The following is a 23551-nucleotide window of genomic DNA, read 5'->3' on the forward strand; positions in this document are numbered from 1 at the left end:
GAGATAAACAAAAAACTTGAAATAACCTCGCACATTATAAACAATATGTTTATTCTAAACAGAATGCAAGAAGGGTAAACTCCATGTTTATGAAAAATTCACATTCTGGCGAAAGGCTTCGCCACTACATATCAGAACATGGGATAAAACCGGCTGAGCTGGCAGCTCAACTGGACATTGATCCTCAACGCCTGAATAACTGGTTTAACCGGGGTGTGGCGAAAGGATCCTTGTTACCTGTTGCTGCCGCCTTAGGCATAGAACCAGAGTGGCTGGAGTTTGGTACGGGCACACCGCAGGATCAATCCAGAAATGAAGCTGAACTGGCCGGATATCTTGATCCCTGGGACAGCTCCACACCACTTGATGAGGATGAAACAGAGCTACCATTTTTTATGGAAGTTGAATTGTCTGCAGGGAATGGATCAACACAAGTGATTGAAAAAAAAGGAGCAAAGCTCAGATTCTCCAGGAGTACTCTGAGACGCGTAGGCGTTCAGCCACAAAATGCAGCCTGTGTAACGGTATCTGGTAATTCCATGGAACCCATGTTGTCTGACGGCGTGGTTGTCGGGGTCAACCTGGCAGAAACCCGGATCAAGGATGGCGCCATTTATGCATTGGATCAAGAAGGTATGCTGAAGGTCAAAATCCTCTACCGACTTCCTGAAGGGGGGCTGAGAATCCGCAGTCTGAACAGGGATGATTACCCTGACGAAGATTACAACGTGGACTATTTCAGCCAGAATATACAAATTCTGGGGAAAATTTTCTGGTACTCCGGTCTTATTTTCTGAGTGATATCACCGATATCAAACAGCCGGATCAGCTGATCCGGCTTTTCACTATAAACACATTGTGAATACGTTATCATTCACGACGGTGTTTATTTTTTCTCAGGATCAACACGAATCGCTTTCAGCAGGCTTTCACCCGTGCGATTCCACCATGTTTCATTAGACGCAGGCAACAGCTCCAGTGCTTTCATCAATACCGGCACGGCTGCTTTAGGATTTTCTAACTGCATCAGACAGTCGCCATACATGGCTACAGCCACAGCACTTTTTTCACGATAAGACTGTGCCAGGTCATGTACTGGCATCAGCTCGCCCTTGCGCTTTTGCATAATACTTTTTTGTTCAGATGCACTGGCATTATGATATGGTGTCAGTGTCGTGTCGATCATAGTTGCCAGCCAGTCTGCCTTCACAGCATACTCTTTCAGTACCGGCATAGCCTGCTGACAATCACCACCATTAAACAGTTGCTTTCCTTTACGTGCCAGAGCATCTACTGCAGTACGTGTCACCAGACCCAGAGCCTGATTTTTTTTCTCTGCTGCAGCCATATCCAGAATATCGTGGCTGACACCATGACCTGCAGCGATTGCCGATGAACTGGCCATAATCACTGCTGCCGCAATCAGTTTCTTCATTATTGTCTCCTGTTTTCCCTTCAGGGAAGCATGATTCGTTTTCGCAGAAAATACTGCACTCTCTGAATAATCAGTTTAATCAGAACGCCCTGATAATACTGTGATTTATTTTAAGTTTTATCGTTACCAGCTTTTTTTATTGTCAGAAATACCATACTGTTTCCTGAAATAAATCAGGTCCTGATCAGTAAAATATAACGCCCGGCTGTCAGGTACTCTTCTGACCCAGCCTTTTTGTAATGAATCATTCAGAATCCATTGTTCTTGGATTCAAGCTTCACTAAAGCTGAATTTCAAAATCAAAAATAACCTTAAAATTCAATGAGTTAATCAAGCATTAAACTTCAGATGGCATGATCATTGTGAACATGCCTGAGTAATATGTCCACTTTGTGTCCACTTTGAAATTGGGTTAAACCTGATCACATCTTCAAAGTGATCTGGTGAAAAGTGGGCATAGCGCATAGTCATCTTAATATCAGCATGTCCCAGGACCCTTTGCAGCACCAGAATATTACCCCCGTTCATCATAAAGTGACTGGCGAAGGTATGCCGTAATACATGGCTCAACTGCCCATGTGGTAAATCAATGCCAGATCTCTGAACCGCATGGCGGAATGCACCATAGCAATACCCAAATAGACGCCCTTTTCTGCTGCGTAACAGGCCGTATAATTCTGCATCAATAGGGATTGCTCTGTTTTTACCATTCTTAGTGTTAGTAAACATTACCTTATTAGAATAAACATTCTCTGCTCTTAGCGATTCAGCCTCAGACCATCTGGCCCCGGTTGACAGACAAATTGTCGCCACTACTAGCGCATCGGGATTCTTACTCTTACGTAACTCATCAAACAGAGCAGTAATCTGATCAAGGCTCAGAAAAGTCAGTTCACTTTCATCAAGCCTGATTGCTCTGACCTTCTCCAGAGGGTTAGCTCTCTGCCAATCCTCAACCCGGATCAACTCATTAAACACGGCTCTCAGATAAGCCTGCTCATGATTTACCGTATTAGCAGACACCACTTTAAGGCGGTTTTCCCGGTAAGCAGTAAAATCCCGAGCAGAAAACTGACTGGCCACAGGATCACCCAGGCGTTCACATAAATTCAGCAGTACCCGTTTACGCTTCTCACCATCTTTTAAAGACTGGCCATGAAACCGAAACCAGCTTTCGACCAGCTCAGACAAAACCCGACGATCCACCGGGGCTGGGTTCCACTCTTTCCCTCTGGCCGACTCAGCCTCAGCCATTGCCTTGTAACGTAAAGCCTCTGCTTTGGTGTCAAACCGTTTACGGACATACTTACCCCCAACACCCGTTGGACGAAAACTAAGCAGCCAGCGGTTATTGGGTAACTTTTGCAGTGCCATCCTGACTCCTGAAATTAATTGTTTCCCCTGACTGTAAGCTAATGTCTTGATAAATATAAGATAAGGCCTGGTACATCAATGCTATTGATCTTTAATGAATGTTAATGAGTACTAAAGCACTTTATGCATTTTTGAATTACAGTTATCATCTATATATAGGTGAACCTATACAGAGACGTACAGAGACCAAAAACCAAGGGGACATGGCTATGAATGCACATGTTGCTAATGCTCCAATGGCTCACAAACGCACAAAGCTGTTTGACAAAGAGCGTATTGAGAGATCACTAAAAAGTAAGACGCATACAATACCTGCAGGCTTAAGCATGGAAGAGATGGACGCTATGTTAATGTCTCATGCTAAAAAAGTAGGATAGTTGCGTCTGGAACCAAGGCTATAGCTAAGGATGAATGCAGTCGTACAGGTTGATTTTTCAGACCAGTTCTCAATTGAATACTCCCGCTTTGACCTTGACCAGCGCAAGATGGTTCTCCAATTCATAGCGCTGGTTCAGCAACACGGTTTACAAGACTTCTCTATTTTTCCTGGAAAAGTAACTCCCAGCTGGAAAAATGCCTCTCCAGATGACGAGGCCTATGCTCGTTTTCACGAGTTATGGCATTACCATGTCGGTTATCCTGAATATGAAGAGAAAGAGCATGGCCTGTATATGGTTTCAGACTGGCTGCTCCACTTCCAATGGAAAAAGGATGAAGAGCGGATAATTCTGGTCGATATGTACGAGCACTGGAAAGCCGATGGAAGCTTTTATTTACCACCTGAAAAGTATCTTGAGCAGTAAACAAAAGCCGCTGATTAGCGGCTTTTTTATTCTCTGCTTTCTACTTGCCCATAAGAAACTGATATTACAATAAGAAGTATTACAGCTATAAATAGTATGTCGTTACTTGTGCTTAGTATGTACTCGGATTTCTTTATTTCATCTAGTTCGGAAACAAATATTTTATTTTCGGATGATACCTGTATAACATTCTTTAATGCATACAGAGCTGTATAGTTGAGAAGGGTTATTATTCCGTATGACTCTATTATCTCATGGGGTTTTGGTATAGGGGCGTGGTTATTGTTTTTCTTGTTTATTATGCTGGCTATGATATATAGGAATATAGCGTCCAATATGAATAAGAGAAAGGCAATGTTTTTTTTGTCGAGAACTGTTTGGTCTATTGAAGTCAGATGAAATATTACAATAGATAGGAATGAATATAGGATTATAGTTAATAATGATTTTTTGTTTTTGTCTGTTGATAGCATAATAATTTGTTTCTTATGTTTTATTTGTTAATAAGCCTATAAAAAAGGCCATACTATTCTGAGTTGCCACATTCAAAGACCTTTGACATCAAAGTAAGGGTTCAAAAAGACACTTAATTATAGCTCTTCAGTTACTTGGAAAGGTCTTAGCTACTGGCCTCTCCACTCTTGAAATTCTTCGCTAAATGCTATATCCATAGGATTTAAAAGTCTAAATGTCCATGCATCTTTTGCTACTATTTTCTCAAGCTGTGAATCTTTAAATGTATGCACAAATCCAATTTTTTGTATTATTTGAATCGAGCTTAATTGTGAATAAAGAAGTTTGTTGAGTTCTGTTTCACAGAAAGTAGATATTTTTTTATTTTTATCTTTACTTTTGTTCTCTACAAGATGGTTTATAAGTTCTATTGTGATCTTTAAGTCCTGTTCTATATAAAAGCAATCATATGACTTTGTTTCTTCTGGGCCGAATATATTTTTTGTGCACTCTCTTAATTCCATTGGGTCTTTTTCTGTTAGGTATTTTATTTTTCTTTCTATAACGTTTTCTATGTGAGCCTTTTTTATGTAGAAGCTGCTTTTAAATGCTTCCAGCTCTATGTCTGTCTCAACTTCATGCTTTGATTGTTTAAATGAATATAAGGCAAGAAGAATACCTATTGGCGTTAGTGTCCCCCCAATGAAAGAGCCATAACTGGCTAAATGATCTACAGCTTTTCCTTGTCCTGAGACGTCGCTTACGAAGAAAAAAAAACACGTTAGAAGAAAGAAAAATGCTATAAAAACAGACGCCTCTTTATTCTCTGATAACTTGTTTTTCCAATTCTTTTTCAAGAACAGCACTCCTATAGCAACAGGCAATAACCACCAGCCTACTTTGGGATTAAAAATTAGGTAATCAGCTTCAGCTAAAGCGAAGGTGTTCAGGCTTTCGATGGATAATAGATAGGCGAACGCACCCAGAACGGCATGTTTCCAACTGGGAATGCTGTCCTTTGCTTTAAATTCCATTCCTAACTCCATGTTTTTTCTAAACTTCAGGGTTCACCCTGGTAGAACCTGTGCCGATATCAGAGAACCAGCGAGATAGCACTTTTGCTGCTAAGACCCAGTTTTGAGTTGATCAGCAGAGAGCTTTATCTCTGGCGAGATCTGGCCTGCACTTGGATTTACCTGATCAGTCATTAACCAGAGTGTGTACTTTTGGAACTCTGGAATATTGCAAAATCTGAGTAAGGTTTCTGCTTTCATATCTTTTTTAACTCCACTATCTAATTTGCTGATCGTAGAGCGAGAAATTCCTGTCATTTCAGCAAGTTGCACCTGAGTTATGCCCTCTGCTTCTCTGATAGCCTTAACTTTTTCGTAAATTTGCATTTGACAATGTTCCCTAAGGGGAATTAAATTTCCTTCAAATGCTCCCTTAAGGGAACATAAAGAACGTTAATGAACCTTGGGTGTGGCAGCACCCAAAAACGGAGTTTATCAAATGGATAGTGCTAATGAACACGTAATGAGCCAAAAAGAACCGCAATGGTTAGGCGGAACCCTTCCCCCGGTGATGACCATAGATAAGTTTGCTGATCTGGTTGGCCTGACTGCGGCCACAGTAAAGAGCCAGGTAAACCGTGGTTATTACCCGACTAAGAAAGTGGGCAAGCGCACTTTGATCAATATCGTTCTGTTCGTGGACGAACTCCGTTCAGGTATTTGAGACACCAGCATTAACAGGGAGGTTCTCAGATGCGGAACAGATTCCGGTTAGATTCACGCCGTATTAAATATGAGCTGGCCAGATGCATAGCATGTGCTGGCTTCATTTATCTCCTGTCGCTTGTAAGTGGAATGGGTTAAATGTCCTTTCTGTCTGACCTTGATTCCCCTGAATACGGGCCTGCCATTGTTCTGAAGAATTGGCGGGCCGGTATCATTCAGGCTTTTCCGGATAACATGCAGCCTCATGTAATCCGCCGTTATAAGCAGGTCACAAAGCAGTCTGGTTATGTCCAGGCTAATCATTGGCTACGCAAGCTGAAAGAAACCGTTGTTGATCGTCTGCTGAAATGCGGTGATTTTCGCCTGACGCATGATGATCAGGCGTTACGGGATTGGGCTGATGTTCAGGCCGAACGGATCAGCAAAGCCCGGAATAAAGATGATTTTCTGATAGCCGCTGATCTGTGTGAGCGGTTATGCGAGTTTTACGGCTTCTGCCTGCCTGTCGATCCGGATCACCCAAAGACCAAAAACAGCGATATTCTGGCCATGGTGCTCAAGCTGGAGACACCGGGCTGGTGGCGTAGAAAAATGCGTACCCGCAGGAACCAGAGTATTGATCAGGCCGCGCGGTTACTGGGCCTGATCCATGCAAATGGTCAGTGTTATCTGAGTCATGAGGCCTTAGGGCTTCGCCTGAAACAGAAGACACGTAACCGGGCCTTGCTGGAATCTCTGCAGGCCGTGAATCAGCATGGTTATACCGCTCTGTTATCCGAACTGGCCGACGTTTCTGTCAGTAAACCCGCTATCCGCAAAGCAGAAATGATGACCCGGTTACGTGGCTTTGAAGAGGTTGCGGACAGTCTGGGTCATGTGGCTGAGTTCTGTACTCTGACCTGCCCGAGTAAATACCATGCCCGAAGTTCTAAAAAAGGGCTGAATCCTAAGTACCGGGGTTACACCCCAAAGCAGGCCAATGATTATCTGGTTGAAGTCTGGACCGGTATCCGGAAAGAGCTGAATGAAGCCGGTATTCGTATCTATGGCTTTCGCACTGTAGAACCCCACCAAGATGGTTGCCCACACTGGCACATGCTGATGTATATGCAGCCAGAACACCGGGACATTGTTAAAACCATCTGCCATAAACACGCCCGGAAAGTCGATGGTACTGAAGCAGGAGCCAGAAAACGCCGCTGTGTGTTTAAGCAGATCGACAAGCGCAAAGGCACTGCGACTGGCTACATCGCTAAGTACATTTCCAAAGGTATCGACGGTGAACACGTTGGTGTTGATCACTATGGCCATGATGCTAAAACAAGTGCCGCCCGAATCACTGAATGGGCCGGGGTCTGGTGTATTCGCCAGTTCCAGCAAATCGGTGGTGCACCCGTATCGGTCTGGCGTGAACTGCGCCGTGTATCTGCTGAACAAATGGCTGAATGGGAACACCTGATCGGTAAAGCTCTGCCTGCTGTTCTGCATCGTGCTCGGGAACTGGCTGATTGGGGTGAGTGGGCCAAATACACCATGCTGCAGGGTGGCCCGATTATTCCCCGCGCTCTGCGCCCTCTCAAAGTCTGGCGAATGAATACTCCGGCTCTGCGCTGGCAGGAAGGGTATAACCCTCATACTCAGGAAGCTGGCCCGTTCCGTCTGGGTCAGTACGGCGATTTACTGGAAGTTATCAAGGGCGTTAAGGCCGGTATTGATGGTCTGTTAACCCGTTTCTTTCACTGGGAAGTGAAACCCGTCCACAGTAAGGCTTTTGATTTTGAAGAGGCGAATGCCTCGCCTTGGACTCGTGTCAATAACTGTCCGGAACCCCAGGTCTCACCGCCTGAAGCCGAAAAAATCCGGCAAGAAGTCACCCAACAGTCTGTTTCTGAGATGGTCGATTTCATAGAAGAGTGGGAAGAGGCCCACGGTAAGCCCTGGCACTTCGTCACCCCGGAAGAAAAAGCGGATCTTCGCTTCAGTCCCCGGCATTCAGAACCGTGGGACGACACAAAAACACTCGAATCTCTGTTTCAGCTTCAAGAAACAAGCTGGAACACACCACCGCCGCCCGATCTGCCCCCACCGGATGGGCTATTTTTCGACAATGGAGAGTATGGGTATGTCTGAGTTTATCAGTGAAGCTCTGAGTTACATCATTCAGCTGGGTCTTATGGCTCTGGCTGCAATTGCTGGCATGTATCACAGCCCGGCGGCATCCGTTGGGGCTGTCATCGTAACCACCGCGATATTAGTAACCTACAACAATCATCAGGAGAGAAAACGTGGCAAGACTAAACAACAGCAAACTTAGCCATCTGATTACTGAGTTGGAAGAACTGAACAGAGAAATTGATCAGGCTTCTGTTTTCGACGTTAAAAGGCTGGCTTCACGGGCATCAGATGTACAGCTGAATATTGTCCGTGAGCTGGTCGCCAGGGAGATAGAACGACATGAGTAAAACCATTCATGGCTATGTGGCTTGCCCCACACACGGCTGTGATCAGATTGCCTCTGTGCTGAAAACATCCGGCACCCGGAACCAGTATTACACCCGTTGCCCGGAGTGTGGCTGTGATCAGCGTAATGGCGCAAAGCATCAGCAATGGATCGCAGACAATATGAGGCCCAGTCATGCCGAGATTAAAGAACCTGCAGTGGCCCAGGCACCGGCACCCCTGCCAGAAAAAACGGCCTCATCATCAGCCACTGAAAGTACCCAGAGGCCAGATGTTACAAGGCCTGCCCGGCCTGATACCTCTCCCGGCGAGGTAAAACAACCGGTTAAGACCAGCAAAGCCACAAGAATGGGGGTTCTTGGGTTTGCTGGAATGATTTTCGGAGGTCTGGTCGGCCTCTGTATAGCTTAAATTGCACAGGAAACTAAACATGACAGAACAGAACACCGCTCCGGTTGCTGAAGAACAACTGGAAATCACAGACGTAGACACCGCCCAGGCGAAAGCGTTCGAAGCTGAACTGAATCAACTGGATGCTGAAAACGACCCGGATTATGACCCGGAGGCCGCAGAACAACAGGCCCAGGCCGAAAAACAGCAAGAAGAAGATGTTGAAGCCGGGGCCGCCATTGCCTCATGGGCCGGAATCTCAGCCATTGAAGGCGCACTGCAGACCTTTGTACATCATCGCTTTAAGTTCTCAGATGAGGATAAGGCCTATGCCATTGAGAACATGGGGCCTCTGATCGCTAAGTATGGCGATAAGATCCCGCTCTGGCTGGCGAAGTACAAAGAAGAAATCGGAGGCCTGAAGGCCATAGCCGTACTGGGTAAAGGCACCGTGGTCGGCCTCAAAACGCTGGCCGAAGAAGACCAGAAGGCCGCAGCAGAACAGGCCCAGCAGCAACAGGAGGCAGGTCAGGATGCCAGAGCCAATCAATCCCAATAACTCACTGAATGCTGAACACGTAATCTACTGTGCCAGCTCTGGCGGGGGTAAAACCTCTGCCGTTAAAAAGCTGGGCCTGCTGAAACCCACGGACCAGATTGTTTTTCTTGATCCGTACAACGATTACGAAGGCGAATTTCTGGGCCGGAAAGTCCGCACGTACACAAAGTGGGCCGAGTTCTATAAAGCCCTGCGTGAAGCCCGGAAGAGTAACCGGGGTTTTAAGATTGCCATGAAACCGCCCAAGGCCACACCGGAAGCACTGGAGCTGTTCAGCGAGATCGTGTGGTCATGCGGTAACGGCAAACACCCCAAGCCCCTGAAAGCGGTGTTTGAAGAACTGGCGAAAATGGTTAAAACCTCAGCCAAAGCAGACGGCTACTTCGGTGAAATCCTCACCGGGGGCCGAAAGTTCAGTATTCATGCTCACTGCTGTTTCCAGCGTGGTCAGGAAATCCCGAAAACAGTCTTTGGCCAGGCACCATACAAATGGATCGGGCTGCAGGAACGTCAGAAGGATGCCAGATATCTGTCTGATGAGCTGGATATCCCGATGGATGTTATCGTCAAACTGCCCAAACCTGCCGCCATTGGTCACATTGAATATGTGCTGAAAGATCCGACTCACACCATTGGCCAGTACACCCACAGCAAGTTCAGCTTTCCCAGAAAAGCCGCTTAATTGTAAATAATTGTTACCATAAGGCCTAAAGGCCTCCCGATGCCGGGAGGCCTTTTTTGTATCTTGACGGATGCCGACTGCAGTTTGTTACACCTGTAGATCACAACACGGGGAGAACCCAATGCGAACAGCATGTTTTTTAGGCGGGGCAGTCATTGGACTGACTCTCGCTATTGTGATTAAACAACAGGTGAAAAAGACCAATGACAGCGAACGAAGTAACCCAGAAAGTTAAAAACAATATCGACACCAAACTGGTGGTAACCGGTGTTGCAACCGCTTTTGCTCTGGGCCTGACCATTTTTGCACTCAGTAAAATGGGCAAGATGGGTAAGCAACTGGCCGCAATTGCTAAGGGGGGTAAATAATATGTCCCGTACTGTTACCGACCTGATGCAAACCCCTGATGGCAACATCGCATCAGATGCCACTCTGCAACTGGCTATGCCAAACAGTGTGGTTTACGAAAACCTTTATCTGGATACCAATATCCCATACGACAAGCTGAAAACCATCTCCGTTATGAACGGATCGGATGATTACCTTGTCACCAGCGGTAAAGAAATCATTGATGTGTTTGAAAAGCACCGTGGCCGTGATCTGAACCCGGCAACAGGTGACTTTATCCCGGTTCGTTTTGCTGATCCGGATGCCAACACACTGGAAGGTCAGGAACTGTGCAGTCTGGTGACAGAAGCCGGTGACAGCTGGCTGTTTCAGGTTGAACTGAGTACGTTACCGTCTGCGCCATCCGGTGGCTGGTATCTGCGTGTCTGGGCTGAAACATCCAGTATCGTAAAAGGCTTTGTACAGGATGGTCAGGTGAAAGCCGGTCAGCGTCGCCGCATGTTTGAACGTCGCCTGGACCGTAAAGTACTGACAGCGGGTGTGGATGGTGAAAACACCTTTGATAAGCTGATCCGGGGTGCTGATAAAAATATCCGTACCATCTACATCAAGGGTGATATCTCTCAGGTCACGTTTGAAGGTAAGCGTAACGGCAACATTGCCCACCGCTGGAAACTGTCCAGCAAACTGAACTCCTTCCTGCAGAAAATCCGTGGCCAGAAAAATGGTATTGCTGACATTCCGGGCTATCTGATCATTGATCCTATTGCTACCGGTTTCGCAGTCCGGGACATGATGCCGGTGGCCTTTGAAGAAATCATCATGAAGCTTGAAAGCAACGCATCAGGCCCGATTGAAATCCTGACTGACTACGTACGACGGGTGAAGTAAATGAGCCTGTTTGATGATTTAGGAGATCAGTTCGGTCGTATTGTCGACCGGGCTGTTGAATACGGGCTGGAAAAGAATTTTCCAATCAATACACCGAATCCGACGCCAACGGCTACGGCCAGCCATACTCAGCAACAGCCCGTTAATGCCACGCCACCCGCTAACCTGCCGGTTAACGTGGTGGTTCCACAGGTGCCGTCAGCACAACCAACTGCTCCCGCGCAGGCTCAGCCCGCATGGCTGATGCCTGCCATGATTGGCGGGGGCGTTCTGCTGGTGATGACCTTAATTATGGCCACAGGGAGGCGCTGATATGTTTCGTTTTCCAGAAATGCCGTCCATGCCGAAAATGCCAGAAATGCCCAAAATGCCGGGCGAACGAGCACACGAACAGCGTATGAAATATCTGCTGATTGTTGGTGTTGTGGTCGTGTCTGGTCTGGCTCTGCTGATGCGGGGTAAGAAAAAATGATTCCCGGTTTTGATTTAGGAGGTGGAAGCCTTTCAGCATCATCTGGTGTGGGCGGTGCAGACTCGTTTGATTTTGGTAATGGCGGGCGCACGAATAGCCAGACCGTCTATATGCTGCCAGAGACACCGAATCATATGGTTCCTGCCTCTAAAAATTACATCTGGCCCTTAGTCACTGGTGCTTGTGTGCTTATGTTGTTCTGGATGATGGGGAGGCGCTGATGGGAATCCTTACTGGTGACTCAAAGAAGACGACAACCAACAACTTCCATGACCAGGGCAATAATAACAACACCACTGGTACTCAGGACTTCTCTTCTGTAGGCAGTGTTGATGACGGAACGATTGTTGATACTGACGGCGGCAACTCTATTGCCGGTGTCAGCTCGGGCAAAAACTCCACAATCAACCTGTCGATCACCGATGCCGGAGCCATTGAGGGAGCCAATGAAGCAACCCTTGCAGCACTGGATAATACCGCCCTGTTAGCCGCTGATACCACAGGGAAGTTACTCGGTGCTAATGACAATATTACCGCTCTGGCTGGTGTCACAGTTGATAACAATACGGCTCTGGCTGGGGAGGTCGTCGCTAACAATACCGCTCTGGCCGGTGAAGTGGTTGAGAATAATACGGCACTGGCAGGTAATGCGATTGATGATATGGCCGCGCTAAGTGGCGTGTTCAGCAACAATATTACCGCGCTGGCCGGTGAAATGATGGGCGGGGCGAATGCCTCTGCCCAGGCGGCAGCAAATGCGGCCAGTGCTGCGGTCAGTGCCTCTAACAGTTCCATTGCTCTGGCCGGTAATACAAACGACAACATTACGGCGTTAGCCGGTCAGATTGTTGGTAACAGCAATGCCGCAACACAGACCTTCTCTGATTTTGCGACCACCGCCCATAGCAACAATACCGCACTGGCAGGAGCCGGTTTTAATGCCCTGAATGCAAACAGCGAAAGCAGCCTTGCTGTACTTAACAACATCGCTACAGAAGCCATGAACATGGCTGAAACTGGCATGGGTGCGATCCGGGATACTGCCGGTATGGGGTTTACTACAGCACAGAATATTTCGGGCATGGGGTTTACCACAGCACAGAATGTTGCTCAGACCGGACTGGATAAACTCGGTGACAGTGGTGTATTCGCTATGACAGCTCTGTCCAATGAATCGGCACATTCCAAAGAGGCGCTGACAACGCTGGCAGGTTATGCACTGGCCGTTGCAGAAGAACAATATGATATCGGTATGACTCAGCTGGGTATGTCGAATCGCTCAGCACAGGCGGATATGGTCAGCATTGCTGGCAGATCGGCGGATCTGATGTCTGACACTCTGGGCAATGTACTGACAAATGGCCAGGTCTCTATGCAGCAGGCTGCAAACGAGGGCATGAAAACCGTCGGCTGGGTTGCCGGTGCTGCAGTGGTTGCCATTGTCCTGATGATTGCGATTAAGGGGTAAGTCATGCGTGTAAATATCTATTCAGACTTTTTTACTCCTGTACCAGTGAAAGGCCAGTATCTGCATATCAAGATTGCATCAGGTGACGTAGAAGTCCGGTTTTCCGACCAGACACGCCTGAAGCTCTCTGCCGGAGAGACAATTGAAATTGCTTTTGATGGTCTGGAGTTTAAATCCGGGGACAGTGATCAGGAAATTGAGATCCGGACAGGCTGGGGTAAATTCCAGCCTGCAATTACAGCCATTACATCGACTGCGATTGAGCGTATTAACCGCCCGGTGGATGTGACGGGTTCTACCGTTGCCATTACCGGTCAGGCTGATGTAACCGGCTCAAAAGTAGATGTATCTGGTTCGGCTGTCACCGTCAGTGGCTCGGTGGATGTATCCGGATCAACTTTAAATGCCAATGTGAACGGAGCCGTTGAAGTTGTCGGGAGCCGTTCAGCTTCGGTTATCGGGGCAGAAATCACTATCCCTCCTTCCGGATCGGCCAGCATCGCAGCCCGGAATAACCGAAGCCGCATTATTCTTCAGAATGATTCCGAAGCCCTGACGAAGTGCCGTGTGACAGAAGCGGATGCAGTCAGCCCGTACGGCCTCCGTCTGATTGGCGGTGACGGCATGATGGGGGAGCAGATTTTGCGGACAACTGCAGCGCTAAAAATCTGGAATACCTCAGAAACAGTGGCTGTTATCAGTATTTTTGAGGAGGTTGTTTAATGCCTCAGTTTGATTACACCAGTATTCCGCGTCTGAAGCGTAATGCTGCATCCATTATCGGGCCTTCCCTTATTTATCCCGGTGGATCAGGCGCATACATCATTACAAATTACGATAGCTTCCATCATTGGGACGTTACGGCAGACAAAGGAGTAATCTCAAGAAAAGATGAGTTAATTACATTGGATATTCCTGCCGGAGAGGTTGCAGGCATAGCAAACCTGACAGTATCGCGTAACGGTATTACTGATTCAGTTCAGATCACTATATCGGAAAATGCAGTTGCTAAACCGTCAGTGGTTGCGCCTGTAAATGGTGCCGTTGATGTTGTGGAATGTCCGGTCATTATGTTGTCTGATTTTAAGACATACCCTGCAAATGCTGATTCTGAGAAAAGCGTATCTGTGCGTATCATCGATCAGCAAGGGAATGTGGTCTGGGAATTAGAAGATCAGGTGCCAGGCACTGAGCTGAAAGTACCCAAAGGGGTTTTGTCTCCTGCTCACACATACCGCCCACAGGGGCGGCACAGTGGAAATACGTTTGGGTACTCAGAATGGTCTGACATGGATACATCATTTACGACAACTGATAGTTTCGGGCCTGCATTTCACGGGGATATATATCAGGGTGACATTGTACTGGGACCTGTTGGGGGAGACTGGCTTTTACTGGCCCCTGCTGCTAAACGGACGTTAAAAAAATGGGGACTTAGCAATATCGAGGTTTCTTTAAAAGATATCAGTAGCGCAAGTGAGCCAGACGATAAAACAGGTCAGCAGAATACAGATGTTCTCGTGTCTGATACATACCGTAATATCAACGATGGTCTTGGCTCTATAGGTTCCCCTGCTGCGGAGTACTGCCGCTCTCTTGGGTATGACCTGCCAAATAAAGAGGAATTGTACTTTATCTGGCAGAGTCGGGAGGTCATTGATTCTGTTGATGGGGAGGGTAATACCTTAGGGGACTATATCTCATATGGATTGGGGGGCGCTGTAAAATGCTGGTCATCTTCTGAGTGTCATCGTGCAGTTTCATGGACGATGGACTTCAATACAAAGACTATGGGTGTATATCCCAAAGAAGGTGACGCCTGGGTGCTGCCTGTCAGGAGAGTGCCAGTATGAAATATGGCATTATTCAATCAAAAACTATAATTTGTGACCCTGTTAATTATTCTGCAGAGTACTTCCGGGACATTATCACCCGTCATGGCGGTTTGCCTGATAACGTGCCGGATCTGGCACCGGTCGCACCGGTAGAATGTGGCCCTTTACGTATTCTGCCTGGCGTTGAAATCCTGACTCAGCCGCCACACCTGCAGGCTTATCAGAAACAGCTATCAGCCTGGACCATTGATAATAATCAAATGGTACGGGAGGCTGTCTGGCAAATTTTGCCTGATGACCAGATCCGGCAGAACCTGAAACAGGCGCTTGCAGATATTCGTAAGCAACACGAAACAGGCGGAATCACATTGGCCGGAGGCATTCAGATCAGAACGGACCGTGAATCCCAGGCACAGCTATCCGGAGCATACAACAGTCTGAAAAACGGCCTGATCAACTCAACGCGCTGGAAGTCTGACACCAGATTTATCACTGTGACACTGGCAGAACTGCAACCTATTGCTCAGGCTGTCGCGGTTCATGTCAGCCAGAGCTTTTCGGCAGAAAAAGCCGTCAGTGATCTGATTGATAACGCAGCAGATACCGATGCTCTGTTAGCCATCGACCTGCAGCACGAATTCAGCCAGGCATTTAACAATGATTAAAGGGAAAGCCCTGCTGATCATTGTGGGGCTGATAGGAATTTATCTGATGACTCGTAAAAAATGGACACCACCGGCTGCAGCACAGCCATACCTTGCTGATATTTCAGCGGCAGAACGGCAACACGATATGCCGAAAAACCTGTTAGCCCGTCTGATCTATCAGGAATCCCGGTACCGGGAAGACATTATCTCAGGGCAAGTAGTCAGCTCAGCAGGAGCAAAGGGCATTGCCCAGATCGTCCCGCGCTGGCATCCGGATGTAGATCCACTGAATCCACAGGCTGCGATTTACTATGCTGCTCAGTACCTGACAAATCTCTATAACCAGTTTGGTGACTGGCAAACCGCACTGGCGGCTTATAACTGGGGGCCGGGCAATGTCAGTAACGCGAGAGAGGATTACGGCTACGACTGGCTGGATTATGCCCCGACTGAAACACAGAACTATGTTTCTCAGATCTGGGGAGATATCAGCTAATGGCCCTGTTCACGGATCGGCAGTTTGCGGTAGTCGTTGGCCTGGGCTGTTTTGCCGCATGGTTTTTGTACCGTAAATCTCAGGCCGTAGCCACTGCTGCCGGTGATGCCGTTTCAGACAGTGCTTACTGGTGGGGCTATCAGTACGACAATGCCGCCAGTGCTGTGAATGGCCTGTTTATGTTTGATGCTTTCGACAGAAAACACCGACACAAACAAACATTAATGAATGATGCTCAGTACCAGAACTGGAAAGCCCTGGTACTGGCAGGACAGATACCGGAGCCAGAATACTAAATGAAGAACCAAATCATGGGAGCGGCTGCAGGAGCTTTTATCGGAGTTATCGCAGCTATGTTAATCACACAGGGGTTCTCCGGAAAACGGGGAAACAGAACACTCTGGATGTAAAAAAATGGAACTGGATATATTGCAGGCAATACAGGCCGGGGGTAATGCCGGTCTGCTAATCATAGGAATTGTGCTGCTCAGAGTTGAGCGCCGGGTGATGCAAATTGAAATGCACCTGAAGTACAAGTGTCCTAAGTCAGATGGATAAAAAGTGTCCACAATGTGTTCACTTTATAGATATATAAAGGCACATAATGAAAGCGGTTTTATCAGTAAGCTATTGATTCAAAAGATAATGAATCTAAATGATTCTTTTGTCTTGGGATTCAGAATCCATTGTCCCAGTTGTCCGGCCAGGTGATCTCGCCGTTCACTCCAGTCCAGACAGTTCCGGCATACCGGGCGCTTTCCCGCTCTTAAATCAGCCTTAAATCCAACATCAGCGAAAAATATCTGTCCTTTTTCTGTCATTTCAGGCGCATCAGGGGAATTCGTCACCAGACCGTGCTGTTTTAAAGCCTGAAAAAGTGCAACTCCCAGCTCTCCAGCCATATGGTCATAGCACACTCTGGCTAGTCGTAGCTCAGCATCTGCAGGCCCGGTATGGATATCGGGCTCAATGGCACCTGCTGTGATATTAAGCAGGTTCTCCAGTAATTGCGCGACATCGGCATGACTTAAACGAAAATACTTATGCCGCCCTTGTTTACTGAACCGTAGTAAACCAGCTTCTGTCAGTTTTGCCAGATGCACAGAGGCCGTTTGTGCGGTGATATCTGCATCCAGAGCCAGCTCTGTGGCTGTCAGTGCTTTGCCTGACATCAGCGCCAGCAACATACGAGAACGCGCACGATCACCAATGAGTCCTGCTACTACTGAGATATCAGGCTGCATATACCCTCCGGTTTACTCTGTTTATCATTTCATTCAGCTCCTGAAAGCAAACCTCTCAGCAAAAACTCTGCATCAAATAGAATAAAGCAGACAAACGTTCAGCATGCTTCGTCCAACAACGAAGCATGCACGATACCCTGAATTTACACTCCTGGCTCCTGATTCAACATCATTAATAAGAGTGTACATTATGACTGTTACCTGCCTGATTGAATATCGGATTGATCCGTTCAAAACCGAACTATTCCGACAGTATGCCTGTCACTGGGGAAAGATCATTCCAGCTTGTGGAGGGCAGCTATTAGGCTATTTTATGCCTCATGAGGGCAGTAATAATATCGCCTGGGGTCTGACTTCGTTTAACAGCCTGGCCGATTATGAAAGCTACCGGGCTCGCTTGAAAACAGATCCTGCGGGGCAGAAAAACTTTGCCTTTGCTCAGAGGGAAAAATTCATTCTGGGAGAAAAGCGAACCTTTATTCAGGCTGTTCCTGAAAGCTATCTGCAACTCAGTAATACCGAAGCAATGAGGACAATATATGATTGCCGTTATTTTTGAGGTGGTACCTTCCCTGGAAGGTAAAGCAGAGTATCTTGACCTGGCAGCGGACTTAAAACCCATACTAGAGGATATTGATGGCTTTATCTCTGTAGAACGCTTTCAAAGCCTTACAGATCCGGAAAAAATTTTATCTTTGTCCTTCTGGCGTGATGAAGGCGCTGTAAAGCAATGGCGTGAACTGGAGCAACATCACATGGCTCAACAACAGGGACGTTTCAGACTATTTGCAGATTATCGTCTGAGAGTCGCTGAGGTCCATCGGGATTACGGTAAGCAACAACGAGAGCAGGCTCCGGGGAACTGACCAACAACATATGTTAAGGTACGCATCATTTCAGATACTTATTCTGTACCTGAATAGTCCGTTACCTTACGTTTACTGGCCCGGCTGGAAGCAACAGCCAGCCCGGCCATAGTGACGGCCCCACCCAGCACATTCAGCCAGCGAGTTTTTTTCGTTGCCATTCCTGCAACAACACCGCCAACAACAGCACCCTCAATACAGGATCTGACCTGCCTGGAGCTCAGTTTCATACCCGTTGCCCATTTCACAAAGTGCTCACAGTTATTTCTGGATACAGAGTAACGCCACTGATCGACCTGCCCCCGAGCTTTTTTCAGAACATCACCCAATGGTATCTTTAGCGTATATCGGGTGATATATGTCGGCTTTCCCTGAGTAACAACAGACCAGGTTTCCTCTTTTACGGTGCCATTTCTTTTTGTCGCGGAGATCAGCATATAACGACCATCAACTCCCATCTGGTCGGTTACCAGAGACCAGTGCTGATACATACCAAATGTGGTAACGACAATATCCCCCGGACACGGGTTAAGCTTCGACTGTTTTTGCTCTGAGGTATGTTTTTCAGACATCTCTTTTTCCATGGCTTAGCTGTTTATCTCTGGAGATTCTGTTATCAGACAGAAGAATCCATATTATGAAATTCTTTTTCTGATAGCAGGCGCTTTTACATTTACCCCAGCCACTGCTCAACCAGTTGATGGGCTTTTTCACCATGTTCATCTTTAATATGAATTGCGACTGTCGCGGCAGCGGCAACCAACACCCCAAGGTCATCAGAAAAACCTACCGCAGGTACTGCATCCGGAATCGCATCCAGAGGCGAAATAAAATAGCCCAGCGCACCAAAAATCGTTGTTTTTGCCCAGGCGGGTGTATCAGCGTCTATGGCAGCAAAATAAAGCTTTAAGGCTGTTTCCAGCACTTCTTCTCCAGCCGTTCTGGCATAACGTTTGACCTTTTGCCAGAATCCTTCATCAGAATACTGAGCAGAGTATTTATCCTGTGAATGCTCAGACATACCTGTCTCCTGATCTGTGTCTGCTTGTCTTTGACTTTTTCATTACACAGAGACAGTATACCATTCGCTCAGTTCCCCATAAGGATATTCTGTATGCCACTGAAATCTCTGTTTTATGCAGCCCTTATTGCCTGTACAGTTTTAACAACACCACTGAATGCTGATCAGAATAGTCATTCCTATGCATCAATGGAACTGACAGACCGGGGACTCCAGGTTCATGGCCAGGATGTACTCAGATCAGACAGCCCGATAACTCAGGACTGGCTGCAGAAAGCGTTTACCGGATTAAGTATCAGTAAAGATCAGTTATGGAGTGAAGGAGAACCTTACCCTGTGTTTGTTCTACTCGATAAAGATGAGCATTTACTGACGCTGACACCGGATGCCGACACCCTGTTCAGTATGGCTATTTTTTCTGATCGCATCATGCTGCCTGGAAAAGCTCTGGCCGGAAAGAGTCGTTACAAAAGTATTTATCAGCAATCAGAACCCTATTGTTATCCCGGAGAGGAAGAACTATCCGGCTCAGTCTTATGCAAAGCACCGGATAGCCAACAGATTGTACTGGTTTTTCAACCAGAAACACCCTGGGCCGGGCCTGATGGAGAACTGCCTCCAGAGCAGGTATTCAGCAACTGGGTACTGGATCATGCCATCTGGCTGAACAGGGATATATAGTCTGTAGCTGACAACATTTTCCTCTGCTATACAGACCTGAATAAAAGAATTTCAATACACAGCAGCCACTGCATAATATAACCAACGGGGGCAGATACTTTTTTCAGGGAGACAATCAATAAGATACTGATTTAAAACATACAGTTACCAGTCCAATCAAAGGCAGCTGCTATACTTTACAACCCGTGTAGCCCTGACAGATATACAATAAATGGAACAGAGAGCCGGCCAGTATATGAAAGAGAAACAAGTAATTCTGGTAGTCGGTGACTTTAAAACCACCCGGCTGGTTGTTCGGGAACATTTGTTCAGGAAAGGGTTTGAAACTCTGGAAGCAGACAGTGGGCGGGAAGCACTGCTGATACTGCAAAAACAGAGTGTTAACGCCATTATCGCTGATCGTCATATGCCCGCCCCCGATGGTTTATCCCTGTTGACGCAGATCCGTCAGCATCAGGATTACCAGACACTGCTCTTTATGATGGTAACTCCAGACAGCAAACAGGAGACTGTACAGCAGATGATTCGAGCCGGTGCTGATGATTTGCTGATAAAACCCTTCACTCCTGCTGTTCTATGCGAAAAAGTCATCCGCATGATGGATAAGCGTGAGCACCTACAAACCGATAATATAACCACCCATAGTAAGCTACAATGGCCTCATCCTTTGCTGGACCAGACAGAACAGAATCGGTTAAAAGCACTACTGGCGATAAAGCCTGAGCAGACCGTTGCTGACTCTAGCAGAGAATCGGATCAGAACTATCAGGAACTGGCTGAACTGACCCGCAAACTGGAGCAGGAAAATACCCGGCTCAGATCTGATCTGAACCTGATCAGTCAGCAGGATTATCGCCCTCTGATTTCCCGATTGCTGGAACAGTGTGATCAGCTTAGCAGCAGTCGTTCAATGAACGCTGAACAGAGACAGCAAAGTGAACAGATTCGTTTACTGATCCATCAGCTAATGAGTCAGCTGAATACTTCGGTTCATCTCTGGCAGATCGAAACCGGTTTGCTCGATGCCCACATCCACACTTTCGATCTGGCTGGGATGATCAGTCATCTCCTGCAACTGCATCGTCCGGGTGCCCGTCAGCAGGAGATCACCATTGCCTATGAAGGCTCTGATACCCTGATAGCCCATGCAGATCCTCTTATAACACGTACCTTGATGGACCTGCTGATCAACCTGGCGTTAAATAAATGTCCGGCCAGAAGCACGCTGGAAATTAGCACCCGACGTACAAACGATCAAGAACAAGGGATAGCCAATATCAGGGTCAGTCTGTTTTTGCCCGTAGTGCTATCAGAAGAGGAGATTAACTGTTTTCGGAATAAATACCCGACAGATACTCTGGGTAGTCCGGATTATAGTATCAGACAAACAGAATGGATCGCTTCCCTGCTGGCCCGAATGCAGAATGGTCATATTGAAGCAGAAACTCAGCCTGGGCCGGGCAGCCGGATCACTTTACAACTACCTGCTAATCAAAGTTAATCTGCTGCCCATAAACACTAACAGAAACCTGTCAAAGTTTAAGATAACCTTCACCTGTCACCACAGCCTGTCCGGAAACGGTCACCTTTTCCACTCCGGACAGTCCCTGCTGGCCTTCAGCCACTGAGATAGATAACCCGATTGTGGCAGGTCGCCCCATACTGACACCCTGCTCAATTACAAAATGGTGAATCCCTGAATCCAGCTGCATACTATGCGCCAGATAGCCAGATAATGCCGCCGCCGCACTGCCGGTTGCCGGATCTTCAACCAGATTAACCTCCTGGCAAATCATACGGGCATAAAGCTTATGTCCATCCCGACAGAAAAAATAGAAAGCAGGCCAGTCATCATCGGCAAATAACAAACTCTTATCTGCCGACTGAATCTGAACATTATCAACAGCCGTTTTATCTTTCAGTTCAATCAGAGTGAAAGGCGCACCGCAGTTTCCTTTTTTGGGCGCAGAGACTAAAGCCTGTACAGGCAAACTCAGCAAGGCGGCCATCTGCTCACGATTCAAAGCCGATGCGGATAACTCCGGCAGTACAGCCGTAGTCAGTTCAGCAGAAAAAACATCACAGGTCCCATCTACTGTCACCGGAACCGGGCCAACGTTTTCCTGTAGCTCCCAGTCTGTCACCTGGCCCTCACAATGCTGATTAATAGCCAGACAGATTGCAGTCCCTATTGTCGGATGCCCTGCAAATGGCATTTCATCCACTGTGGTAAAGATACGAACTCTGGGAGCCTTTTCCGTTTCTCCTTCCAGAACAAACGTTGTTTCCATCAGATTCATTTCATTGGCAATTTTTTGCATCTGCTCATCGCTGAGCCCCTCAGCCTGAGTAAAGACAGCCAGTTGATTGCCACCAAAAATCTGGTCAGTAAACACATCCAGGAGGGTATAGGGGTAAACCTTGCGCATAACCGATATTAGCTCCTTAACGAATATCCTGCTAACGGATTACGGTGCTTTTAATCACCCTGTTGAAGAATCTGCTGCAACCGGCAAAACACAGGGTTGACCAGAAAAATCACCCGCAACAAAACAATACTGCCAACTCATCATAAGCTTCTATTTGCCATCTGACTATGCCGACAGTATTCAATCAAAGATAAATGACAAGGTATAATAACCCAGAGCAGTCACTCCTGATGTCTTAGCCCTCCAGGCAACCCTTTACTGGCTATAGCCACAGCATCATGGGCATGCAGGCTTTCCTGATGTTCTACTTTAAGACAGAAATCCTGGTAATGGCTATCAGTGTTTAAGCTGGCTCTGATTCGGCGGGCTGCATCTTCACAGAACATCAGATTATGGCCATTTAAACGAGCAAATTCCTGTTCATCTTCACGTTTAACCGCTGTCTGAACCGGAGTTTGCAAAGCATCTTCAATCTGATTGATCAGGGCCGTGACTGGCAGGCTATTCTGTTTCTGACTCAATCGCACGGTTACTCTGGCCATAGAACGCTGACTATGAGGTGTGGCAAAAGATCCCTGAGCAGAAAGTAACCACTGACTGATTTCAGCCATACTCAGCGTTTCCTTACCATCAAATGATTTTCGCATCGCTTCTTCTGTCAGCTGACGAGACAATGAAGCAGAGCAAGGACAGGTACTGGAATAGGGCACTGTGACCGACAGATCAATCAATGCAGGCTGACAGCCACTGGACAGACTGATATCCAGTTTAACCGGATAGGATTTCCAGCCTTCATAACCACTTTTCAACGCAGGACGTTTCTGCATCAGGTCAAACTCAAACACCAGTCTGGCATGCTGGCTCAGCGTCTTATGGCTATGCAGTTGCGCTTGCAATAACGCCTGAACACTCTGACATGACAGGGCATTTTCACTGAAGAAAGACTCCAGCAGCAGATACAGACGAGACATATGAATGCCTTTCGCCTCAGCATCATCCAGGCTGACACAGGTACTGACTCTGGCCTGGCACAACACTTTACCATGCAGGCTGTCCTCTATATTGACAGGCAGAGCGATACCAGACATTCCGACCCAGTCCAGTACTCCGCAGACATCTGCTGTATCTGATGCAGCCACATCAGGCATATCTTTTTTGCCTGTTGCTGTTTCCGGCACAGAACATATCGGATCACCGGTTCGAGTATCAGTCATCATATTTTTTTCGGGAAATTCAGCGTGTGACATAAAGTTATCGA

The 23551-nt window shown here is 47.1% G+C and carries 34 protein-coding genes; 25 read left to right on the forward strand and 9 right to left on the reverse strand.

Annotation, left to right across the window (positions count from 1 at the left end; genetic code table 11):
- Nucleotides 1-83: 83 nt before the first annotated feature.
- Nucleotides 84-797, forward strand: a complete 714-nt coding sequence (locus H4O21_RS04645; RefSeq protein ID WP_182807687.1) for a S24 family peptidase — start codon at nt 84-86, stop codon at nt 795-797.
- Between the two features lie 89 nt (nt 798-886).
- Here the strand turns inward: H4O21_RS04645 and H4O21_RS04650 are convergent, their stop codons facing one another.
- Together H4O21_RS04650 and H4O21_RS04655 are read right to left on the reverse strand one after the other, a co-directional pair.
- Nucleotides 887-1435, reverse strand: coding sequence for a hypothetical protein (locus H4O21_RS04650; RefSeq protein WP_182807688.1), 549 nt, complete (start codon nt 1433-1435; stop codon nt 887-889).
- A gap of 357 nt (nt 1436-1792) precedes the next feature.
- Complete coding sequence (locus H4O21_RS04655) at nt 1793-2809, reverse strand: phage integrase (protein ID WP_182807689.1); 1017 nt, start codon at nt 2807-2809, stop codon at nt 1793-1795.
- A 209-nt stretch (nt 2810-3018) separates the two neighbouring features.
- On the opposite strand from H4O21_RS04655, the gene H4O21_RS25420 reads away from it, so the two are divergent.
- A complete protein-coding gene (locus H4O21_RS25420; protein WP_220495508.1) occupies nt 3019-3186 on the forward strand; it encodes a hypothetical protein in 168 nt (55 codons plus the stop codon).
- Nucleotides 3187-3216: 30 nt separating this feature from the next.
- On the forward strand, nt 3217-3612 hold the full coding sequence (locus H4O21_RS04665) for a hypothetical protein (RefSeq protein WP_182807691.1): 396 nt from the start codon (nt 3217-3219) through the stop codon (nt 3610-3612).
- Nucleotides 3613-4235: 623 nt separating this feature from the next.
- Here the strand turns inward: H4O21_RS04665 and H4O21_RS04670 are convergent.
- Nucleotides 4236-5099 (reverse strand): hypothetical protein, encoded by an 864-nt coding sequence (locus tag H4O21_RS04670; RefSeq protein ID WP_182807692.1) that lies wholly within the window; start codon nt 5097-5099, stop codon nt 4236-4238.
- A 90-nt stretch (nt 5100-5189) separates the two neighbouring features.
- Nucleotides 5190-5465, reverse strand: coding sequence for a helix-turn-helix domain-containing protein (locus H4O21_RS04675; protein ID WP_182807693.1), 276 nt, complete (start codon nt 5463-5465; stop codon nt 5190-5192).
- 112 nt (nt 5466-5577) lie between these two features.
- Between H4O21_RS04675 and H4O21_RS04680 the strand changes: the two genes are divergently transcribed.
- The 18 genes from H4O21_RS04680 (at nt 5578) to H4O21_RS04765 (ending at nt 16610) form a co-directional block, all read left to right on the forward strand.
- Entirely contained in the window at nt 5578-5802 is a 225-nt protein-coding gene (locus H4O21_RS04680) for a hypothetical protein (RefSeq protein ID WP_255487135.1), read from the forward strand.
- A 140-nt stretch (nt 5803-5942) separates the two neighbouring features.
- Entirely contained in the window at nt 5943-7934 is a 1992-nt protein-coding gene (locus H4O21_RS04685) for a replication endonuclease (protein WP_182807694.1), read from the forward strand.
- Nucleotides 7927-8118: a hypothetical protein gene (locus H4O21_RS04690; protein ID WP_182807695.1), complete on the forward strand. Its 192-nt coding sequence runs from the start codon at nt 7927-7929 to the stop codon at nt 8116-8118. Before H4O21_RS04685 ends, H4O21_RS04690 begins: the two co-directional genes overlap by 8 nt.
- Entirely contained in the window at nt 8090-8266 is a 177-nt protein-coding gene (locus H4O21_RS04695; protein ID WP_182807696.1) for a hypothetical protein, read from the forward strand. The genes H4O21_RS04690 and H4O21_RS04695 overlap by 29 nt, the downstream gene beginning before the upstream one ends.
- Nucleotides 8259-8675, forward strand: coding sequence for a hypothetical protein (locus tag H4O21_RS04700; protein ID WP_182807697.1), 417 nt, complete (start codon nt 8259-8261; stop codon nt 8673-8675). The genes H4O21_RS04695 and H4O21_RS04700 overlap by 8 nt, the downstream gene beginning before the upstream one ends.
- 19 nt (nt 8676-8694) lie before the next feature.
- Nucleotides 8695-9213, forward strand: a complete 519-nt coding sequence (locus H4O21_RS04705; RefSeq protein WP_182807698.1) for a hypothetical protein — start codon at nt 8695-8697, stop codon at nt 9211-9213.
- Nucleotides 9188-9895, forward strand: coding sequence for an ATP-binding protein (locus H4O21_RS04710; RefSeq protein WP_182807699.1), 708 nt, complete (start codon nt 9188-9190; stop codon nt 9893-9895). The genes H4O21_RS04705 and H4O21_RS04710 overlap by 26 nt, the downstream gene beginning before the upstream one ends.
- A gap of 203 nt (nt 9896-10098) precedes the next feature.
- Nucleotides 10099-10263, forward strand: coding sequence for a hypothetical protein (locus H4O21_RS04715; RefSeq protein ID WP_182807700.1), 165 nt, complete (start codon nt 10099-10101; stop codon nt 10261-10263).
- A 1-nt stretch (nt 10264) separates the two neighbouring features.
- Nucleotides 10265-11134, forward strand: a complete 870-nt coding sequence (locus H4O21_RS04720) for a major capsid protein P2 (protein WP_182807701.1) — start codon at nt 10265-10267, stop codon at nt 11132-11134.
- Nucleotides 11135-11446, forward strand: a complete 312-nt coding sequence (locus H4O21_RS04725) for a hypothetical protein (protein WP_182807702.1) — start codon at nt 11135-11137, stop codon at nt 11444-11446.
- Between the two features lies 1 nt (nt 11447).
- Nucleotides 11448-11606, forward strand: coding sequence for a hypothetical protein (locus H4O21_RS04730; RefSeq protein ID WP_182807703.1), 159 nt, complete (start codon nt 11448-11450; stop codon nt 11604-11606).
- Nucleotides 11607-11826: 220 nt separating this feature from the next.
- Nucleotides 11827-13074 carry a hypothetical protein gene (locus H4O21_RS04735; RefSeq protein ID WP_182807704.1) on the forward strand — a complete coding sequence of 416 codons (1248 nt, stop codon included), beginning with the start codon at nt 11827-11829 and terminating at the stop codon, nt 13072-13074.
- A gap of 3 nt (nt 13075-13077) precedes the next feature.
- A complete protein-coding gene (locus H4O21_RS04740) occupies nt 13078-13797 on the forward strand; it encodes a hypothetical protein (RefSeq protein ID WP_182807705.1) in 720 nt (239 codons plus the stop codon).
- Complete coding sequence (locus tag H4O21_RS04745; RefSeq protein ID WP_182807706.1) at nt 13797-14927, forward strand: Lcl C-terminal domain-containing protein; 1131 nt, start codon at nt 13797-13799, stop codon at nt 14925-14927. The genes H4O21_RS04740 and H4O21_RS04745 overlap by 1 nt, the downstream gene beginning before the upstream one ends.
- Entirely contained in the window at nt 14924-15574 is a 651-nt protein-coding gene (locus tag H4O21_RS04750; protein ID WP_182807707.1) for a DUF4376 domain-containing protein, read from the forward strand. Before H4O21_RS04745 ends, H4O21_RS04750 begins: the two co-directional genes overlap by 4 nt.
- Nucleotides 15567-16052: a lytic transglycosylase domain-containing protein gene (locus H4O21_RS04755; RefSeq protein ID WP_182807708.1), complete on the forward strand. Its 486-nt coding sequence runs from the start codon at nt 15567-15569 to the stop codon at nt 16050-16052. Before H4O21_RS04750 ends, H4O21_RS04755 begins: the two co-directional genes overlap by 8 nt.
- The gene (locus tag H4O21_RS04760; protein ID WP_182807709.1) at nt 16052-16348 is read left to right on the forward strand and encodes a hypothetical protein; all 297 of its coding nucleotides are present in this window, start codon (nt 16052-16054) and stop codon (nt 16346-16348) included. The genes H4O21_RS04755 and H4O21_RS04760 overlap by 1 nt, the downstream gene beginning before the upstream one ends.
- Before the next feature lie 118 nt (nt 16349-16466).
- Nucleotides 16467-16610, forward strand: coding sequence for a hypothetical protein (locus H4O21_RS04765; protein WP_182807710.1), 144 nt, complete (start codon nt 16467-16469; stop codon nt 16608-16610).
- A 77-nt stretch (nt 16611-16687) separates the two neighbouring features.
- On the opposite strand, the gene H4O21_RS04770 is transcribed toward H4O21_RS04765, so the two are convergent.
- Nucleotides 16688-17296, reverse strand: coding sequence for an ArsR/SmtB family transcription factor (locus tag H4O21_RS04770; protein WP_182807711.1), 609 nt, complete (start codon nt 17294-17296; stop codon nt 16688-16690).
- A gap of 190 nt (nt 17297-17486) precedes the next feature.
- Between H4O21_RS04770 and H4O21_RS04775 the strand changes: the two genes are divergently transcribed.
- Nucleotides 17487-17855, forward strand: a complete 369-nt coding sequence (locus H4O21_RS04775) for an NIPSNAP family protein (protein ID WP_182807712.1) — start codon at nt 17487-17489, stop codon at nt 17853-17855.
- Nucleotides 17836-18162 (forward strand): antibiotic biosynthesis monooxygenase family protein, encoded by a 327-nt coding sequence (locus H4O21_RS04780; protein WP_182807713.1) that lies wholly within the window; start codon nt 17836-17838, stop codon nt 18160-18162. The genes H4O21_RS04775 and H4O21_RS04780 overlap by 20 nt, the downstream gene beginning before the upstream one ends.
- Nucleotides 18163-18200: 38 nt before the next feature.
- Here H4O21_RS04780 and H4O21_RS04785 read toward each other — a convergent pair whose 3' ends face one another.
- Both H4O21_RS04785 and H4O21_RS04790 read right to left on the reverse strand, forming a co-directional pair.
- Nucleotides 18201-18734 (reverse strand): lecithin retinol acyltransferase family protein, encoded by a 534-nt coding sequence (locus tag H4O21_RS04785; protein ID WP_182807714.1) that lies wholly within the window; start codon nt 18732-18734, stop codon nt 18201-18203.
- 101 nt (nt 18735-18835) lie between these two features.
- On the reverse strand, nt 18836-19183 hold the full coding sequence (locus tag H4O21_RS04790; protein ID WP_182807715.1) for a YkvA family protein: 348 nt from the start codon (nt 19181-19183) through the stop codon (nt 18836-18838).
- Between the two features lie 93 nt (nt 19184-19276).
- Here H4O21_RS04790 and H4O21_RS04795 point away from each other — a divergent pair, with 93 nt between their 5' ends.
- Complete coding sequence (locus H4O21_RS04795; protein WP_182807716.1) at nt 19277-19864, forward strand: DUF1131 family protein; 588 nt, start codon at nt 19277-19279, stop codon at nt 19862-19864.
- 235 nt (nt 19865-20099) lie between these two features.
- Entirely contained in the window at nt 20100-21365 is a 1266-nt protein-coding gene (locus H4O21_RS04800; RefSeq protein WP_182807717.1) for a response regulator, read from the forward strand.
- Nucleotides 21366-21396: 31 nt separating this feature from the next.
- On the opposite strand, the gene H4O21_RS04805 is transcribed toward H4O21_RS04800, so the two are convergent.
- Both H4O21_RS04805 and folE2 read right to left on the reverse strand, forming a co-directional pair.
- Nucleotides 21397-22293 carry a PhzF family phenazine biosynthesis protein gene (locus H4O21_RS04805; RefSeq protein ID WP_182807718.1) on the reverse strand — a complete coding sequence of 299 codons (897 nt, stop codon included), beginning with the start codon at nt 22291-22293 and terminating at the stop codon, nt 21397-21399.
- A 221-nt stretch (nt 22294-22514) separates the two neighbouring features.
- The gene (folE2, locus tag H4O21_RS04810) at nt 22515-23510 is read right to left on the reverse strand and encodes a GTP cyclohydrolase FolE2 (protein WP_306667866.1); all 996 of its coding nucleotides are present in this window, start codon (nt 23508-23510) and stop codon (nt 22515-22517) included.
- Nucleotides 23511-23551: the final 41 nt, after the last annotated feature.

The sequence above is a fragment of the Oceanospirillum sediminis genome (assembly GCF_014164585.1).
In the GTDB taxonomy this organism is placed as follows: domain Bacteria; phylum Pseudomonadota; class Gammaproteobacteria; order Pseudomonadales; family Halomonadaceae; genus Oceanospirillum; species Oceanospirillum sediminis.

Bases quoted from the DNA above. Each gene is read 5' to 3' on its own strand.
- H4O21_RS04645 (WP_182807687.1), top strand. From the start codon at position 84: ATGTTTATGAAAAATTCACATTCTGGCGAAAGGCTTCGCCACTACATA.
- H4O21_RS04650 (WP_182807688.1), bottom strand. From the start codon at position 1,435: ATGAAGAAACTGATTGCGGCAGCAGTGATTATGGCCAGTTCATCGGCA.
- H4O21_RS04655 (WP_182807689.1), bottom strand. From the start codon at position 2,809: ATGGCACTGCAAAAGTTACCCAATAACCGCTGGCTGCTTAGTTTTCGT.
- H4O21_RS25420 (WP_220495508.1), top strand. From the start codon at position 3,019: ATGAATGCACATGTTGCTAATGCTCCAATGGCTCACAAACGCACAAAG.
- H4O21_RS04665 (WP_182807691.1), top strand. From the start codon at position 3,217: ATGAATGCAGTCGTACAGGTTGATTTTTCAGACCAGTTCTCAATTGAA.
- H4O21_RS04670 (WP_182807692.1), bottom strand. From the start codon at position 5,099: ATGGAATTTAAAGCAAAGGACAGCATTCCCAGTTGGAAACATGCCGTT.
- H4O21_RS04675 (WP_182807693.1), bottom strand. From the start codon at position 5,465: ATGCAAATTTACGAAAAAGTTAAGGCTATCAGAGAAGCAGAGGGCATA.
- H4O21_RS04680 (WP_255487135.1), top strand. From the start codon at position 5,578: ATGGATAGTGCTAATGAACACGTAATGAGCCAAAAAGAACCGCAATGG.
- H4O21_RS04685 (WP_182807694.1), top strand. From the start codon at position 5,943: ATGTCCTTTCTGTCTGACCTTGATTCCCCTGAATACGGGCCTGCCATT.
- H4O21_RS04690 (WP_182807695.1), top strand. From the start codon at position 7,927: ATGTCTGAGTTTATCAGTGAAGCTCTGAGTTACATCATTCAGCTGGGT.
- H4O21_RS04700 (WP_182807697.1), top strand. From the start codon at position 8,259: ATGAGTAAAACCATTCATGGCTATGTGGCTTGCCCCACACACGGCTGT.
- H4O21_RS04705 (WP_182807698.1), top strand. From the start codon at position 8,695: ATGACAGAACAGAACACCGCTCCGGTTGCTGAAGAACAACTGGAAATC.
- H4O21_RS04710 (WP_182807699.1), top strand. From the start codon at position 9,188: ATGCCAGAGCCAATCAATCCCAATAACTCACTGAATGCTGAACACGTA.
- H4O21_RS04715 (WP_182807700.1), top strand. From the start codon at position 10,099: ATGACAGCGAACGAAGTAACCCAGAAAGTTAAAAACAATATCGACACC.
- H4O21_RS04720 (WP_182807701.1), top strand. From the start codon at position 10,265: ATGTCCCGTACTGTTACCGACCTGATGCAAACCCCTGATGGCAACATC.
- H4O21_RS04725 (WP_182807702.1), top strand. From the start codon at position 11,135: ATGAGCCTGTTTGATGATTTAGGAGATCAGTTCGGTCGTATTGTCGAC.
- H4O21_RS04730 (WP_182807703.1), top strand. From the start codon at position 11,448: ATGTTTCGTTTTCCAGAAATGCCGTCCATGCCGAAAATGCCAGAAATG.
- H4O21_RS04735 (WP_182807704.1), top strand. From the start codon at position 11,827: ATGGGAATCCTTACTGGTGACTCAAAGAAGACGACAACCAACAACTTC.
- H4O21_RS04740 (WP_182807705.1), top strand. From the start codon at position 13,078: ATGCGTGTAAATATCTATTCAGACTTTTTTACTCCTGTACCAGTGAAA.
- H4O21_RS04745 (WP_182807706.1), top strand. From the start codon at position 13,797: ATGCCTCAGTTTGATTACACCAGTATTCCGCGTCTGAAGCGTAATGCT.
- H4O21_RS04750 (WP_182807707.1), top strand. From the start codon at position 14,924: ATGAAATATGGCATTATTCAATCAAAAACTATAATTTGTGACCCTGTT.
- H4O21_RS04755 (WP_182807708.1), top strand. From the start codon at position 15,567: ATGATTAAAGGGAAAGCCCTGCTGATCATTGTGGGGCTGATAGGAATT.
- H4O21_RS04760 (WP_182807709.1), top strand. From the start codon at position 16,052: ATGGCCCTGTTCACGGATCGGCAGTTTGCGGTAGTCGTTGGCCTGGGC.
- H4O21_RS04765 (WP_182807710.1), top strand. From the start codon at position 16,467: ATGGAACTGGATATATTGCAGGCAATACAGGCCGGGGGTAATGCCGGT.
- H4O21_RS04770 (WP_182807711.1), bottom strand. From the start codon at position 17,296: ATGCAGCCTGATATCTCAGTAGTAGCAGGACTCATTGGTGATCGTGCG.
- H4O21_RS04775 (WP_182807712.1), top strand. From the start codon at position 17,487: ATGACTGTTACCTGCCTGATTGAATATCGGATTGATCCGTTCAAAACC.
- H4O21_RS04780 (WP_182807713.1), top strand. From the start codon at position 17,836: ATGATTGCCGTTATTTTTGAGGTGGTACCTTCCCTGGAAGGTAAAGCA.
- H4O21_RS04785 (WP_182807714.1), bottom strand. From the start codon at position 18,734: ATGTCTGAAAAACATACCTCAGAGCAAAAACAGTCGAAGCTTAACCCG.
- H4O21_RS04790 (WP_182807715.1), bottom strand. From the start codon at position 19,183: ATGTCTGAGCATTCACAGGATAAATACTCTGCTCAGTATTCTGATGAA.
- H4O21_RS04795 (WP_182807716.1), top strand. From the start codon at position 19,277: ATGCCACTGAAATCTCTGTTTTATGCAGCCCTTATTGCCTGTACAGTT.
- H4O21_RS04800 (WP_182807717.1), top strand. From the start codon at position 20,100: ATGAAAGAGAAACAAGTAATTCTGGTAGTCGGTGACTTTAAAACCACC.
- H4O21_RS04805 (WP_182807718.1), bottom strand. From the start codon at position 22,293: ATGCGCAAGGTTTACCCCTATACCCTCCTGGATGTGTTTACTGACCAG.
- folE2 (WP_306667866.1), bottom strand. From the start codon at position 23,510: ATGATGACTGATACTCGAACCGGTGATCCGATATGTTCTGTGCCGGAA.